This window comes from Halorubrum sp. ASP1 (genome assembly GCF_005435135.1).
GTDB lineage: Archaea > Halobacteriota > Halobacteria > Halobacteriales > Haloferacaceae > Halorubrum > Halorubrum tropicale.
On sequence record NZ_SGUA01000005.1, the window covers coordinates 120,606 to 135,787 of the forward strand.

General features: G+C 65.2%; 14 protein-coding genes, 1 tRNA gene and 1 pseudogene. 9 read left to right on the forward strand and 7 right to left on the reverse strand.

Annotated elements, in window-relative coordinates; genetic code table 11:
• Window positions 1-10 precede the first annotated feature (10 nt).
• The 8 genes from EXE48_RS09245 (at window position 11) to EXE48_RS09280 (ending at window position 9,217) form a co-directional block, all read left to right on the forward strand.
• Window positions 11-385: a hypothetical protein gene (locus EXE48_RS09245; protein ID WP_241991977.1), complete on the forward strand. Its 375-nt coding sequence runs from the start codon at window positions 11-13 to the stop codon at window positions 383-385.
• Window positions 385-654: a hypothetical protein gene (locus tag EXE48_RS09250; RefSeq protein WP_137711287.1), complete on the forward strand. Its 270-nt coding sequence runs from the start codon at window positions 385-387 to the stop codon at window positions 652-654. Before EXE48_RS09245 ends, EXE48_RS09250 begins: the two co-directional genes overlap by 1 nt.
• Entirely contained in the window at window positions 651-1,070 is a 420-nt protein-coding gene (locus tag EXE48_RS18755; protein ID WP_199236366.1) for a transcription initiation factor IIE subunit alpha family protein, read from the forward strand. Before EXE48_RS09250 ends, EXE48_RS18755 begins: the two co-directional genes overlap by 4 nt.
• Window positions 1,067-2,911 carry a hypothetical protein gene (locus tag EXE48_RS09260; RefSeq protein ID WP_137711288.1) on the forward strand — a complete coding sequence of 615 codons (1,845 nt, stop codon included), beginning with the start codon at window positions 1,067-1,069 and terminating at the stop codon, window positions 2,909-2,911. The genes EXE48_RS18755 and EXE48_RS09260 overlap by 4 nt, the downstream gene beginning before the upstream one ends.
• 40 nt (window positions 2,912-2,951) lie before the next feature.
• Complete coding sequence (locus tag EXE48_RS09265) at window positions 2,952-3,722, forward strand: hypothetical protein (RefSeq protein WP_233559406.1); 771 nt, start codon at window positions 2,952-2,954, stop codon at window positions 3,720-3,722.
• A complete protein-coding gene (locus EXE48_RS09270; RefSeq protein WP_137711289.1) occupies window positions 3,719-5,128 on the forward strand; it encodes a hypothetical protein in 1,410 nt (469 codons plus the stop codon). The genes EXE48_RS09265 and EXE48_RS09270 overlap by 4 nt, the downstream gene beginning before the upstream one ends.
• Before the next feature lie 106 nt (window positions 5,129-5,234).
• The gene (locus EXE48_RS19055; RefSeq protein ID WP_241991978.1) at window positions 5,235-8,900 is read left to right on the forward strand and encodes an autotransporter outer membrane beta-barrel domain-containing protein; all 3,666 of its coding nucleotides are present in this window, start codon (window positions 5,235-5,237) and stop codon (window positions 8,898-8,900) included.
• Window positions 8,900-9,217: a hypothetical protein gene (locus EXE48_RS09280; protein ID WP_137711290.1), complete on the forward strand. Its 318-nt coding sequence runs from the start codon at window positions 8,900-8,902 to the stop codon at window positions 9,215-9,217. Before EXE48_RS19055 ends, EXE48_RS09280 begins: the two co-directional genes overlap by 1 nt.
• A gap of 643 nt (window positions 9,218-9,860) precedes the next feature.
• Here the strand turns inward: EXE48_RS09280 and EXE48_RS09290 are convergent.
• From EXE48_RS09290 to EXE48_RS09300, 3 genes are read right to left on the reverse strand one after another with little or no spacing between them, the layout of a single operon-like run.
• Window positions 9,861-11,753 carry a DUF7845 domain-containing protein gene (locus EXE48_RS09290; RefSeq protein WP_137711291.1) on the reverse strand — a complete coding sequence of 631 codons (1,893 nt, stop codon included), beginning with the start codon at window positions 11,751-11,753 and terminating at the stop codon, window positions 9,861-9,863.
• A complete protein-coding gene (locus EXE48_RS09295) occupies window positions 11,750-12,124 on the reverse strand; it encodes a hypothetical protein (RefSeq protein WP_137711292.1) in 375 nt (124 codons plus the stop codon). Before EXE48_RS09295 ends, EXE48_RS09290 begins: the two co-directional genes overlap by 4 nt.
• A complete protein-coding gene (locus EXE48_RS09300) occupies window positions 12,124-12,600 on the reverse strand; it encodes a PD-(D/E)XK family putative nuclease (protein ID WP_137711293.1) in 477 nt (158 codons plus the stop codon). Before EXE48_RS09300 ends, EXE48_RS09295 begins: the two co-directional genes overlap by 1 nt.
• Window positions 12,601-12,969: 369 nt before the next feature.
• On the opposite strand from EXE48_RS09300, the gene EXE48_RS18410 reads away from it, so the two are divergent.
• A complete protein-coding gene (locus EXE48_RS18410; RefSeq protein ID WP_158295110.1) occupies window positions 12,970-13,470 on the forward strand; it encodes a hypothetical protein in 501 nt (166 codons plus the stop codon).
• Between the two features lie 26 nt (window positions 13,471-13,496).
• Here the strand turns inward: EXE48_RS18410 and EXE48_RS19405 are convergent, their stop codons facing one another.
• From EXE48_RS19405 to EXE48_RS09325, 4 genes and pseudogenes are all read right to left on the reverse strand, one after another.
• A complete protein-coding gene (locus EXE48_RS19405; protein WP_086219721.1) occupies window positions 13,497-13,757 on the reverse strand; it encodes a DUF7563 family protein in 261 nt (86 codons plus the stop codon).
• Between the two features lie 78 nt (window positions 13,758-13,835).
• Window positions 13,836-13,906 (reverse strand) — tRNA-Pro (locus EXE48_RS09315).
• A 46-nt stretch (window positions 13,907-13,952) separates the two neighbouring features.
• Window positions 13,953-14,177, reverse strand: a pseudogene (locus EXE48_RS19315) (succinylglutamate desuccinylase/aspartoacylase family protein); the annotation flags it as partial.
• Window positions 14,178-15,176: an RNA-guided pseudouridylation complex pseudouridine synthase subunit Cbf5 gene (locus EXE48_RS09325; RefSeq protein ID WP_053771110.1), complete on the reverse strand. Its 999-nt coding sequence runs from the start codon at window positions 15,174-15,176 to the stop codon at window positions 14,178-14,180.
• Window positions 15,177-15,182 lie beyond the last annotated feature (6 nt).

Below are 15,182 nucleotides of genomic sequence, written 5' to 3' on the forward strand. Positions count from 1 at the left end.
GGCGATGTAGATGCCGACGATGAGCATGGAAGCCATCCTCGGATGGGTTATCATCGCGGGCTTCGCGTACGTCATCGGCGAGTACACTGATGTGCTGGCGTATCTCGTCATGTACCCGAAGAAGGCGTTCAAGCGCATCTTCGGCGCCGCGAACGCCGAGCGCGTGCTCGGCGCTGGCGGCCTCATCGGCGGGATGTACTTCGGCCCCGCGGTGTGGGAGATTGGCGCCGCCGCGGTCGGCGGCCTCGTCGGTGGCAGTGCCGGCGTAATCGCGCTCGAAGGGCTCGGCTTCGAACTCACCGGCGGCGAGCTCGCGGCGGTCGGTGTCGTCGCGATCCTCGCGTGGGTGTTCGCATCGGTCCTCTCGACGGAGGATGATGACTGATGGCGGCGAGCGAGCCTCCAGAAGTCCGAACCGTCTCGGTTACGCGTTCGGCACCGTTCATCGAAGTGGAGAAACGGTACGAGGAGAGGGGAGACCACGCGTTCATGGCGGTCATGCTCGGCCTCGTCGTTGTCCTCGGAATTACCGTGTCGAGCCTACCCGTCGCGTTTGTCGGCGTTCTCGGCTTTGTCGCCGGATACGCCTTCAACAACTGGCTCGTGTTCGAGGACCTCTACAAATCGGAGTCTGACGGTGAGGTGAACGCATGAAGCTTACCACTCGCCGAACGGTCCGACAGTGGTTCCTCGACGCCCCGAGCGGGACGGCATACGCGCTCTACGCCGCTGCCGTAGGTGTCACGGCCCTCGGTGTTTTCGCGGACGCTGCGGTCGTGACGCTGGCAGGCTTCGGCGCTGGGATGGCTCTGTTCGTCCTGCGCGACCGCTGCCGATTCGACGCGTGTCCGAGGTGTAACTCCTCGTTGAACGCGATGAAGTCGCGTTTCTGTCCGACGTGCGGCGAGCGTCTCGACGAGATCGAGGCGGCGCCGCCGATCGACGAGCGCGTCGATGAGCGGTTCCGACCGGTCGGTCTCGAAGAGCTAGAGCGCCGAGAGTCGCCTGAACGCGCTCCGGCACCGGTGACGGACGGTGGTGAGAGCGACGAGCACGAGGAGGCCCGATGAAACGCGCGTGGGTCGTCGCGACCGCCGCGTTTCTCGTCGCGAGTGCGCTCGTGCCGGTGGCCGGAGCCGCCGTGGGTACTCAGACGGACGCCTCGGCGGCCGTGGAGGCCCACGGACTCTCTCAAACCGAGGGGAACGTGACGTGGGAATCCCCCGGACCGTTCTCTATCGAGGAGCTCCGGCGAAGCGGAAAGCAGCCGCCGAGCACGTCCGAGGCCGTGACGATCGAATCCGAGCGGAGCCTCGGCACCGGGGGTGCGTTCGTAAAGTATTCTTCTCTGTCGCTCATCAACTCGCAGAAGAAGCCGCTCACGTCGTCGACGCGTGTCGAGACGAACACGCTCACGTTTGAGACGAGCGCGTACGTCGACGCTGTGGGCGAGTACGAGGTTGTCCTCGTCTACTGGACGCCCGAGACGACGACCGGACCCAACGGCCAACAGCGGACGTACGCGGCCGGCCAAGAGGTCCAGCGCGTCGGCATCAACGTCGAGAAGGGGCGGGACGCGTCGCGCATCTCGCTTCAGCCGCACTTCGACGAGACAGTTCAAGTGTCGATGTGGCTAGAGCGCGACGGGCAGATCGTCGACGGCGCCCGCTGGCGGTTCGAGCACCAGAGCAACCCGCTCGCGCAGTCGCCGGCATTCTCGGTCGACTCTGAAGGTGACCTTTTCCGCTGGGGCGGGATTTACATCCTGCTCCCGGCGCTCGCGTCGCTGTTCGTCTCCCGGAAGATCGCCGACCACGTGTTCGACCGGATCGTGATCGGGGCGCAGAAGCCGCTCGGCTTCTGGCTCATCCTCTCCGGGGTGATCTTCATCGGAGCGGCCGGGTTCGCGACCTTCGCGACCGCTGCCGTGCTCGCGAACGCGCCCGCGGTTGTGGGTGTCGTAGTCGGCCTCATTGGGCTTATCCTGATGCTCGGCCTCCGAGACGCCGACGCGGAGAAGGCGGGTTTCTTCCAGCGGCGCCTCGACGACGACGCGGTCACGCCGACCGGCGACGAGGCAGCTTCGAGCCGCCTCGTTCCGAACCGCATCAAGACAGTCGTGAGCCGCGGTGGGACGCTATACGCGCCCGCGAAGGGGCTCACGGCGATGATCGCCCGGTACTGGGCGGACCCGGCGGCCGTCCCCCGAGAGGACCTGACGACCGTCGACGAGGGAGACGCGGACTCTGACCTCGAACGGATGTACGAGGTCGACCCGACGAGCGATGAGGTCCTCACGCACTCGCCGGCGACCCTCTCGTTCTCACCGTCGCTGACGGTCGACGTCGCGGACGACGAGCTTGAGGAGCCGCCGGAGGGTGACGGAATCGCGGCGCTCCCGGCGGCGATCTCGACGAGCCTCTCGAACTTCTCGAAGAAGCTCAACTGGTCGTTCCTGGGGGTCGCGGTCGGCGGTGGGGCGCTCGCCTACTTCGCCGGCATGGCGGTCTTCGGCGCGCAGCTCGTCGCTGCGACGCTCGCACTGCTCCCGGTCCTCGTTGCCGGCACGGTCGCCGTCGACGGGCAGATGTCGGTCGAGCCGGCGCCGTACCACTACTCGGACGTTCGCGCGACCGTCGCGACCGAGCGGCAGGAGTATGTCGCTCGGCGGACGTTCGAGGACCTCCACAAGCAGATTCAGGATATGGATTGGCAGGCGCTCGACCGCGCTCAGTCCACGGTTCAGACCCTGCGGAAGGAGATGGCCGAGAAGATGGACGACATGTTCGGCACCGACATGGCCGACAACGTCGGCGCCTCTTCCGGCTCGGACTCGGACGACGGCGATGGCGACACACCGGCGCCGTGGGAAATCGACGCGGACACTGATTCGGGGGTGGCGGACGATTAGTTCTGCCACCTCGCCGGACCCGCTCGGGTCGATCATCTCGATGCAACGCGAGGACGACGAGCGGTCCGCGGAGAAGGCCCACGTCCCAGCTCTGCCGACACTCCGCGCTCAACAACGCGACATCCGGTCGCGACTCCGCTCCGGATTCAAGAGCCGGCACGAGCTGCTGGTGTGGTCCCACGTCGCGGCCGCGATTTCCGTTGGCCGCGTGCCGGACAAGTGGTTCAGCCGGCTCGTCAACGACCAGTGGACCGTTGCGGCGTGTCTCGACTCGCACGAGAAGCGAGAGCGGCTCTGTGGCGACACGGCGCCGTCACCGTCGGAGGCGCGCACCGAGCGGACGCGCATCATTCAGGACGTTCTCTCTCCGGCGTTCCAGAAGGCTGTCGACGTCATCCGCGCTCAGTCTGGGGACTTCACCGACGAGCAGGACGGCGTTCGACACGTTGACCGCCAACGGTTCATCGCGATGCGCCCGCGACTCCACCAGCGCGTCGTCGACCAACACCGAGCGCTTCGAGAACCGTTCGGAGAGGCGGGAGTCCGGTCTCAGGCGGACGCGGTCGAGTGGGCGGATGAAGTCGCGTACGCGGCCTCGGGACACCTCCCGCGCGACTTCACCGCGAAGGTCTGTAACCCGATGAGCCAGTGGTGGACGGCGCTCGCGAACGAGCAGACGGCGGTCCTCGACTCAATGCTCGCGCAGGACGTTCTGCCCGCCTGGAACAGTGCGCTCCGGACGGCTGCCTCGAACGCCGAGGAGCTAGCGAGCGGAACTGTCGCGTCCTCTTCTGGAGGCAACATATCATGAGTAACTCAGCGGACATCCCGGACGACATCCCGGTAGACTCGGCAGACTCGATGCTTGAGGTCGTACAGGACCCGGAGTACCTGTACGAGTGGCTTACAGGCCTTCAGGCGACAAACATCGAGGCTACTCGGGAGGTTCAAAACGACAAGCGGAGGCACAGCATCGGCGAGAATCTGGTTCGGCACATGGAGATGACGCCGTTCCCGAAGCTCCTCGACCGGCTAGAGCGGACTCCTGACCCAGTCGAAGGAACACCGCCACACAGCACGCTTCGTCATCCGCGAGCGATGCTCGACGCGATTGTCCACACCTCGGACATGGACGGGTTCCGACTCGACTTCGAGGACTTCAGCGGCCTCTCGGACGCCCGGAAAGGCGTGTTCGAGTACCTGACCGACCCGGACACGAGCGTCGACGATAGTGACCTCGAAACGACTGGCGGCTCGGACGCGTTGATCCACGGGCCGATGGGGCGCGGGAAGACCACCAGCGTGTCGACGTTCATCGCTCGCTGGATGGAAGTCAACGGGGAGGCCGTCGTCTGGCGTGGGACGCCACAGCGGACCGAGTGGCTCCCGCTCGCCCCGTGGGCTGTGGTGTGTCTGCCAGAGGGTATCGAGTACAAAGTCCAACTCGCGCCGCCAGAGGACGACTCAGGCTTCGCCGAGACGGACTTCGAGCCGATCGAGGTCGACCTCGAAGACATCGTCTGGCGTGTCGAGCGGTACAGCGACCTCGACGACCTGAACAACAACGTCCTCATGTCGGGTGCGTTCCACGTCGTCTACCCCGACCCGAGGTTCCGAGGTGCCGAGGAGATCACCCGGAAGGCGTCCGAGTGTCCGCCGCTGGAGTACACCAGCGTCTGGGAAGCGGAGCGCGCGAAGCACGACCCCGAGCTCGACGACAAGCAGGTGACGCCGACGAGTCACTGGTGGTTCAGCTGGCTCGTCCACCACAACGTCAACGAGCAGCGTTCGATGCGGACGACGTGGGTCTGCGACGAGGCGAGCAACCTGTTCAAACACCACGCCTCGAACGACAACGGCGGTCTCTCGACAAAAATCGACGCCGTCAGCCAGCAGTACGTCGACTTCCGCCGGAACGGGCTGTCGTTTGTGCTGCTCACACAGAAGCCGAGAGAGATCTCGTGGATGATTCGAAAGAAGATGCGCTGGGGAGTCACCCTCTCCGGCACCGACAACCCCACCGGTAGTGACGAGATCATCGGTGTTCGGCCGCCGATGAGCAGCGAAATGACGTCGACGTGGAGGCTCGGCCGCGGTCTGTTCTGGACCAGCGGTCAGTACACTGAGTTCGGCTGGGACGATCTTCCTCGCCGCTACAAGGTTCCAGGAAAGCTCCGCATCATCTCGCCGGAAGTTCGGAGAGTGAGCGCCAAATGAAACTGATCTCAACCAATCGCCAAAATCGAGTCGAACCGCGCCGAGCAGACGGTTACGCGCACGCGCGTGCGCCAACCCCCCATATCCCCCCGCGATGGAGGTCGGCATGAATATCGACGATTACCTCGACGACGAGCAGCTGAAAGTTGTCGGGTTGATCGGCGTCGTCATCGTCGCGATGGCCGCCGGTCCGATGCTGCTGATGCCGTCGGACGACACCGAGATCGAGCCGAACAACGGCACGGTCGTCACGCCTGACGGCACGGAACTCCAGGAGGTCGACGGCGGTGTCGATCGCGGGCCGCTCGGTGGCCTGAACGCGATTCCGGCGTCACACCTCCGAGACGACGAGAGTCCGACAGTTCACGCCTCTGCCGGCGCACAGACGATGCGCGTCGAGACGACCACGGTTAACGGCGAGCCGGCACTGAACCTCTCGGATGACCGGACGCACGACGGCCGCTGGGTCTCTGTGCCGACTGAGTGGTTCAACCGGACTCAAGGCGGCGTTCCGTCGGTCGCACGCATCGCTCACGAGGAGAACGGGACGTATACGGAGACCATTCAGGTCCGCGGCGACTCCGCGGCTTTCTACGTCCGCGGCTTCTCGACGAACACCGTCACCTTCGGCGGCGAACTCGTCATCCGCGACCAGCCAGCCGTCGACGGCACGCGGCACACGTATCAGCTCGACTCGCGCGACTCCGTCGACGACCTCGTGATCAACTTGACGGGCGTAGAGAACACGGAACCCGCATCGACGAGTATCTCCGCGACTAATGGCGATGCCTTGCCGATCAACGTCGGCGGGACGGACACGCCGCGCGACGAGACGATCACTCTCACCGGCGTCAAGCAAACGTCGACCGGTTCGCTCTCGACGGGCACCGTCTCGGACGGATACTCAACGACGATCGACGTGAGCGGCAACCAACCCACAGAGGACGGTTCTGTAACGCTCACGGGGGCCGGATCGAGCACAGATAAGACCGAATCGGGGACACTCTCGGCGGGCGAGACGGACTCAATCAGCGTGGGCGGCAACGTCGATCCAGTTGGGCCGAACGGTAACGGTGAGCCGGTTATAACGCTTGAGCCGACAAATATCGAGCCGACAGGATCGAGCGAAGGCGGGCAAACGTCCGATGTTACTCTCGTCGGCAAAAATAGTGGAGGTGTAACGTCCTCGACAACACGGCTCAAAAACCCGCCTAACAATCTCAACAAGCTCCAAATCCAGTTTTGGGACGCTCCTGACGTGTCCGCTTCGGTGGACATTTATGTTCAACAAGGGTCCGAGGCAGATCAGGTCCAACCAACCGACGGGACGCTCGTCAAGTCTGATTGGCAACCACCGCGCTCCGGCGGCGGCATTTACACCGTCGATCTAGACCAAGCGGTCGACATAAACTCTGATACAGTGACGCTCGGGTTCGACGCGAAAAGCATCGGATCGTCAGGGTATTGGAAGGTTCCGGCCTCTGACGCTGGCAACTTCGAACGGCACGTTAGACACATCGGATCCGCGGAATATGGAGCTGAAAACTGGGCCGATATTCAGGGCGGAGCGACCGCTCAAAACGTCGAGATCACGACCGACACCGGCCAGACAATATCTCTCGGAGACGTGACCACAACCGGCACCATAACGCGAGAGATAGACTTTAAGCCTGACACAAACAGCATCTCGCTGTCGTCCGGCAACGGGTACGGGACATTTGATTACTCGATCGACTACCAGACTCGGACACGGACAGAGGATCCGTCCGTCTCAGTCGGGGGATCGACCGTGTCTCGCTTGGGGATCCTCGCGCCGGGCGAGACTGTAACCGAGCCTATCGACCTCTCGACAGGCTCACAGTCCGTTGGCGTGTCGGTAAACGGTCCTGTCGACGTGTCGGCGTCATGGACAGAGATCACGGCGACAGAGGATCCGTCGGCCTCGGTCGGCGGATCGACCGTGTCTTACTCGGGAGTCCTCGGGCCGGGTGAGACGGTCACAGAGTCGGTCGACCTCTCGACGGGCTCACAGTCGGCAGACGTGTCGGTAAACGGTCCCGTCGACGTGTCGGTGTCATGGACTGAGGTCAGCCGGACGCCCGCTCCCGTCGTGGAATTGAACGGCCACACCGCCTCCTACAACGGCACACTCGCCGAAGGCGAGACCGTCGACCTCGGGGGCAGCATCTCGTGGCTCGAAGACGGCCAGAACAACGTCACCGTCCACGTCGGCGACGGCTCGTACTCTGGCGACGGCCCCGAGCCGCAGGTCGAACTGGAGTTCCGCCACGACCTCGAATCGCCGCGCACTGTCGACTACGAGAGCGAAGCGCTCTCCGAGCGCTACAACATCTCGAAGACGTACACAAGTTCGCGAGCGAACGCCACGCTCACCATCCCGCACGCTCGTACCGTCCTCTCGATGCGAGCGCTCGACTACCGGCTGAACGAAACCGGGAGTTGGTCGAGCGTCCCGCAGTCGGCCGCGAACCTCTCGGGAACCACGCTCGACATCGACGTGTCTGCGCTCGCTGGCGACCCGGTGCCGGAGGGAACGACCGTCGAGGTCCGTTCCACCGGCTCCCGCGTCGACGCGCACGACTCCGAGATCTCCGTCGTCCGCGCGACGCCGGTCGGCTTCGACATGGACTCCCGCATCCAGCTCGATTCGTGGAACTCCGGGAGCTACCTCGAAGTCGGCGAGACGCCGCAGGGAAGCCTCGTCTACTACGCTGAGAACGAGACGTACAGCGCCGAGAGCGACTACGTCGAACTCTACAGCAACGGCGACCAGCGCTTCTACGCGCCGAACGCGAGCAGCGGTTCGAGGGTCACCCTGAACACGCTCTCTGCGCGCGTCGAGCCCGAGCGGAACTCCATGCGCGTCCGCGTCCCGGAGAGCGTCAACGCGACCAACACCGAGTTCGTCGTCGAGCCCGCCAGCGTCGTCGGCGACTCGTGGACCGCGGAGTACGTCGCCGGCACCGACGGCCAGTGGTACGCTGTCGTCGACGGCTCCGGCAACGAGCTCGGTGCCGCCGAGAAGCCGGACGCGATCACTGTCGACCGCGACGACGTCGGCCTCGTCTCGATCGAACCGACCGACCCGCCAAGTCCGGGGACCGACTCCGTCGGCGGCGGTGTCTTCGCCACGTTCACCACCGGCAACCTGCCGAGCCTCTCCGTGCTGTTCGGCAGTGTCGCGATGCTGTTCGTCGCCGGGACCCGACCGGCAGCCTCTCGGGACGCCATCGACGGCTTCGCCTCCGGCGCCGACAGCGCCGTCTCCCGCATCCCGCGAGTCGGTCCCACGCTCGGGAACGGCGTCAAGGCGGCCGTCTCCAGCGTCGGCAGCGGTCTCGTGAGTATCGGCGAGAACCGGCTGCTCACCGGCGCCATCGGCGCCGCCGTCGTCGTTGCGGCCGGGCAGGCCGGGCTCTTCTCGCTCGGCTCCGAGGCCGGCGCCATCCTCGCCGTCGGCGGCATCGCCATCGGCTCGCTGTTCCTCCTCCGAGAGGCCGACGAGTTCACTACTGCGCGGTGGATCGCCATCGTCGCCGTCGCCGGCGTGGTCGCGCTCCAGGGCCTCGGTGAGGGCGACCTTCTCGCCGAGTTCGTCAACTCCGACGCGTTCCTCATCGCCGTCCTCATCGGCGGCTACGCGCTCATTCAGCTCGTCCGCGAGTACCGCGCGAACAACTCACCCGACGACGACCGGCCGCAGGTCGTTATTGGCGGGCGGTTCTCGAACGACGACGAGGGGTCGGACTGATGAGCTGGCTCCTCGACGCGCTTGAAGCGCTGGGCGCCGGCCAGCAGTTGCTGATGGGCGCGATGCTGCTGATGGGCGCGCTCTACATCCTGAAAGTCGTCAAAATCGGGAAGATCATCGGTGACACGGTCTCGTCGGGGGCAGCCTACGGGATCGCGATCCTCGTCGTTGGCGGGGTCGCGATCGCACTCGGTTGGGTCGACCCGAACGTGAGTGCGATGACCTCGCAACTCGGAACGTTCGCTGACACCGTCTGGTCGGCTATCGGCGACTGGGTCATCGAGCAGACGCTCGGCCGGCTTGAGGCGACCGTGTGATGCTGAAGAAGGCGAAAGCGTACGCGATATTGACCTTCCTCGGCATCCCGCTCGCTCTTCACGTGATGTTCCGAACGTGTGGTCGGACAGCCTACAGCTGTAGGCGGTCACTGCTCGGCCAACTGTTCGTGGCGCAGGGCGGAGCGTTGGCCGAGATAGTTCGCTCGACAGAGTTCCTGCTCACTGGGGCTCTAGCGGTACTATTTGTAATTGCTTTCCTCGGTTCTGCTCGCGACCGACTAACCTCTTAGAAGACTCGCGAGCAGACCTGTTTTCTCGGCGCGTGCTGCTCCGCTGTAAGCGTTCGAAGAGATACGCGCCGGTTGGGTTCCTGAAGCTCCTTCGAAGTGGTTAGGACTGAAATTTTCCGCGCGGGACGAACCCCTGTTTCGAGTGCTTCAGGTGGAACTTCCGAAAGCGGTTGCTGTGTATTTTCCCCCGAAGGGGGTGCCCTTAGGCACACTCCCTAAGGGGTCCGTCCCAGCCCGTGGGATCGAACCCTGACCAGCCGCAGCGCTCGCGACGACGTCGAGGTCGATCGCGACCGCGATCGAGAGCAAAATCGGCTCAGATACCGCTCAAAACATAACTATTTCTACAAGAAACAGGGGGCAGGATAGTGTTGCCACTCAACTGTCGGTGGTCAGCGGGGGAGCTTCGACGAGAAGAGAACGTCCCCGTTGCGGTTGATCGGGCGCTGACCCGTCCGACGTCCCTTCTCCTTCTCCGTCCAGGAGAACTCGCCGCTGATGAACTTCCGGTACGCCATCGAGCCCGTGTCCTCCGCAGCGTCGACGCCAGCCCGGATGAGCTTCACGAGCTCGACGCGCGAGAGCGGCTGACCGCCGAGGTCGACGACCATCCCGTCGACGGACTCGGTGATCGAGATCCCGTGACGCCGAGCCCAGCGTGCGAGCGCGGAGTCCTGGTCGATCATCTCTGTCTCCGCCGACGCGAGCTGCCGCACGCCGCCGACGACCCAGTCCGTGACGTCTTCGAAGGTGTTCAGCAGGTCCTGGAACTTCTCACGGATCAGACTGTCCTCGAACGACATCTTCGCGTTCGCGATCTTGACGAGGTCGTCGAACTTCTCGGCGGCGCGGTAGACCGTCGAGCGAGACGTGTCCGAGAGCTCGGCCAACTGCTCGACGTCGGCACCGTCGCCGCCATCGGTCAGCGCGGCCAGTACGGAGCGCTCAGACTCGGTGGCGTCACCGCGGGCGAAGTGCGCGACCGCCTGCTGCTCTTCGCCCTCCTGGACGCTGGGCATCTTGTTCTCTACGAGGTCAAGATCTCGCTCTGACTCGGTCGCCTCGAAGTAGTGATCCGCCGTGTAAACGCGCGGGTCGGCTCGCGTCGGGAGCCCCGCCCAGAGGAGGACGTTCACGAGCGACTCGTCGAGCTCCGTCCGAAGCGCCTCGACGTCGAACGCGCCTTCATCGCTCCAGGGCACCGAGGAGAGGTCGGAGTACTCCTTCGACCATTGGAGCTCGAGCTTCGGATCTGAGAGCGGATCGTCGTCCGACGACGTCTCCTCAGACCGGGCGAACTCGGGATGGTAGTACTTCACCAGCTTCCCGACGCCGTTCGGCTTCTCTGTGAGCTTCTTCCAGGTCGACTCGTCAAGTGCGACGGCGTTCCGGTGACCGATGACCTTCTCGTTGTCCCACTTGTATTCGCCCTTCCCGCGGTTGTTCGAACCGAAGAGCGCGAGCTGATCGAGAACGGCGCCCTGCCCGGCGACGTGCTGCTCGCCGGCGCCGCGGTCCAGGCGGAGGTACATCTCCATCTGGTAAGCGTTCGAGTGTTTGTGAACGCACTCGTCTCGGAAGTAGTGCGTACTGATGTCGAGTTCCTCAGCCAGTCGACGAAGCAGTGGTATCACCTCGTCCGGCTCTAGGTTGCTGGAATTCGCCTGAACGCGCAGGCCGTACGGGAGATCTTCCGGCATCGACCCGATCCGTTCGCCGTCAGCCGTTCGAGCGTCCGGTACCGACGGCCGGAACTGGAACGACGCCTTCCGCTCACCGAGACCGTCCTGCGCTCGAATAGCGATCTGGTACTCGTTGAACGTCTCGTAGGGACGCGACGGCGCCGCGATACCGCCGGACCAGTAGTTCGTCTTGTCCGGGTTGATCTCCCAGAGCTCACCGTCGAAGGCGAACGACCCAACGTCGTCGGCGATGCTGGGCTCGTACTGTGAGACGATCGCGTCGTACGGCGACAGCGAGCCGGGGTGACCGTTCCGACGAGTGTCCGGCTGCGAGAACAGTAGATGCGCGCCGAACGCGTGAACACGCGGCTCGACGCACTCGATCGGCCCCTCGACGTCGAAGGTCCGGTAATCGGTCGACTCCGGGCTGCTGGGATGGACCTGTCGAGTCCCCTCGGTGGCGGCATCGCGAAGCTCACGCGCCTCCTCGGAATCGACGACGCCCTCGATCGAGTCCTCGTCGTCACCGGTGACGGGCTGGGCGTCGCCCAGCAGTTCGTCGAGGTCGCCCTGCGGCCCGGGTTCGAGGTAGTCGTCGCTCAAAGCTCCACCTCCTTCCGGGGAACGACCACGGCACCGCGCTCGCCGGCGGTGAACACCGCGACGAGCGGGATCCACGGCTCGGTGACGTTGAGCGCGGGCTCACCCGGATCGCGCTCGCTCGGATCGAACACATCGACGGAGGCGTGTTCAGGTGCGATCGCGAGGACGTAGCGACCGTCGCGATACCCACGGACCGGGACCATCTCAGAGCTGACGCGGTCGATGTGGACACCGGCGATCCGGCGCCGTGGGATCAACGGTGTCCCGACCGAGTCGAGAACGACGTCCTTCGTGACCGGGTTCGCGGCGTGCTTCTCGCCAGCGACCCACCGCGCGATCGGACGACGGAGGAAGATGCCGTCGGACCGCATCACTCGACCTCCGCGGGGTCGAACACGCGCGACCAGGCGAGTTGCGTCTCCCGACCGCGGCCGTCGTGCCTATCGCGCCAGCTGGAGGTCTCGTCGATAAGGTGTTCGACAGTCGTCGCGGGGACGACCTTCATCGCGATCGCCGGGCGAGCCGGGCGGGGCTCGCAAACGACGAAGACGTAGACGCCGGCGGCGTCGAGGAGCGCATCGTGCTGCGTCTCGCGGAGGCTGAAACGCCCGCGACGCTGCGCGCTCCCGTAGACCGCCATCGTGCTCTTGATCTCGACGACAGTTCCAGCTTCGAGGACACAGATCCCGACAAACGGGAGGTCTGAGCGCGGGAAGATAGCGGTCTCGGCGACAGCATCGTAGTGTTCGCTGTCCGCGGTGGATTCGAGTTCGACGACGACGTCGAAGACCTCGTGTTCGGCGTTCTCGCCAGCGCGCTTCGCGGCAGCGAGAGTATCGCTGCTCATCGGCCCAACCTCCCGGGTATCTTCGCCCTTCCGGTATTAGTCCTCGATATGATATTTATCTCACTGCTACTGTACGCCCGCACAGTCGACTCAAGGAGGTACTTCCGAGCGATAGACGCTCGGTCGCGATCAGCGTCATCTCGCTGTTCAAATTCACCTGAGAGCAGCTGACATGTTTCTGTGTTTTCGCAAGGACTATGCTTAATCCTACTGAACAATCTACTGGTGTGCTTGACACACCATGTCAGAGGCAGGTCCTCGTGCCCGCGCTCTTCCCTCACCTCGGTTCCGGTGTAGACACGCTGATCAGCGTCTTCATGGTTTTCTCTGACTTTCTCAGTCATCACGAGGCTCACCTCCGTAGAGCGCGTGACGAGCGTCTGCGTCGAGGTCGTGAACGCCCTCGTGTTCACGGAACCAGTTCAGGAACTCGCCGGCGGACGATCGGCTGATCTCCACCGACTCCCGGGGCTCGAGGTTCCGATCGACGGTCACGAATCGGACTTTCCCGTCGTCATCGGGCTCAGCGCTGTCGAACAGCGCCCAGCCGTCGACACCGAGCGCGACGCGGCGCATCCTCTCGCCGTCGACGGAGATCGCCTCGGGGACCTCCTCGAGCGTCAGGAATCGATTGCCGACGACGGCGTAGACATCGGGATCCTCAACTTCGTCGAGGCTACGGAGACGCTCCCAGAGCTCTCGGTTGTGATGTCGGTACCGCGCGACGTGATACCCGCAGTACGCGACGTCGCCTCCGATCTCGGGCCAGGGGAGACGGTAGCTCTGTTCGCGATCGCAGTGACCGCACTCACAGAGGCCGTGTTCGTCGACGGGACCGACCTCGGGAACGAGCGCTCGATGCGCGCCTGAGTACCACGGCTGGCTGCGCGGGCGACTCATCGGCTACCTCCGTCGGCGCGCAGAGCGGCGCCGACACGCTGACCGCGGTTACGGTTCGGATCCTCGGCAGGATCGACGAGGTCGACGTCGACGCCGGCGGCGCTACCGCGGCTGATGCGACGGAAGCAGTCACACCCGAGACACCGGTGCGCGACGTCGTCTTCGTCACCGAAGACAGCCCGGAACCTATCAGAGACGTGACCGTCACAATACCGGCACTGCGCGGTTTCGTCGGAACCGCCAGGTTGGCGGTTCATAGCGTACCCCCCGAATGCGGTTTTCGGGCGTTAGATGGTGCTAAGGCTGCTGATAATGAGAATGGGTAAAATTTCTGATGGGACCGCTGAGAGTCGAACTCAGGTCATACGGACCCCATCCGCATAGGATACCACTACCCCACGGTCCCTAACTACACGCAGACGAACGGCGGTCCGGTAATTAAGGACTTCGCTTCACTCGTCGGCGGCGTCCCGCGACGCCACGGGGTCGCCGCCGTCCCGGACGGCGAGACTCCCGATCGGGTCGCCCTCGTAGACGGCCAGCCCCTCGCACCGGCCGAGGACGTACCCGTCATGTTCGGCGCGGACCGTCGCGCGTGACGTTCCCGCCGCGTCGACCGCCTCGGCGAGCGCGTCGCTCTCGTCGAACGCGTCGCCGGCGTCGACGCGGTGGCGGACCTATAAAAGAACGCGCTCCAAGTCGACGACCTTCCCGCCGTCCGCGCTCGGGTCGCCGACGACTCGCCCCAGACAGACCGCGGTGCCGTCCGGGGTGAAACACGCGACGAGCGGCGGATCGCCCTCGTCGGCGTCGGGCTCCCGACCGCTGACCGTTCCGGGGACCGCCGCGTCGTCCGCGTCGATCACGCCGGGCGCGTACACCGGCGCGCCGGTCGCGACGCTGCGGGCGGCCGACCGCGCGACCGCCACCGCGGGGAGGTGCGTCAGGGCGTCCTCGGCGGGACGGACCACCTCGCGGAGGAGCGCGTCGTCGCCCTCCTCGGCCCAGGCGAGCGCGTCCACGAGGTCCTGGAGCGGGCGGAGGTCGCGGTCGTCGAACGGGTCGGTGGCGGTGCGGCGGAGGTGGCCCATGTGCGCGCCGACCCCCGTCGCGAGCCCGATGTCGTGACAGAGCTTCCGGACGTACGTCCCCGACTCGCAGCGGATCCGGAGAAGCGCCCGGCGGTCGGCGACCTCCAGCACGTCGAGGTCGTGGACCGTCCGCGTGCGGAGGCGACGGCTCACGGCGCTCTTTCGGGGCGGCTTCTGGTACACCTCGCTCTCGAACTCCGCGACCACCTCGCGGAAGTCCGCCGGCGGGGCCCCGTGGAGCTCCAGCACCGCGACGTACTCCTTCGCGCCTTCGAGGAACACCTGCGCCATGCGCGTCGCGTCCCCGGTCAGCGTGGGGAGGCAGCCGGTGACCTTCGGGTCGAGGGTTCCGGAGTGGGCGACGCCGCCGGTGGGGGGACCGGCCGGATCGAGCGCGGCGAGCGTTTCGTCTATCGCGTCGCGCACCCACGCCGACACCTGATGCGATGAGGGGCCGGCGGGCTTGTCGAGGTTGACGACGCCGAACCGGAGCAGTTCCGGCACCGAGCGCTCGCCCGGCGGCGCCCTGAGCGGGTCCTCCCCGTCGGCGAGTGCGTCGGCGTCGGAGTCTGAGGCGTCTGTCATGTGGAG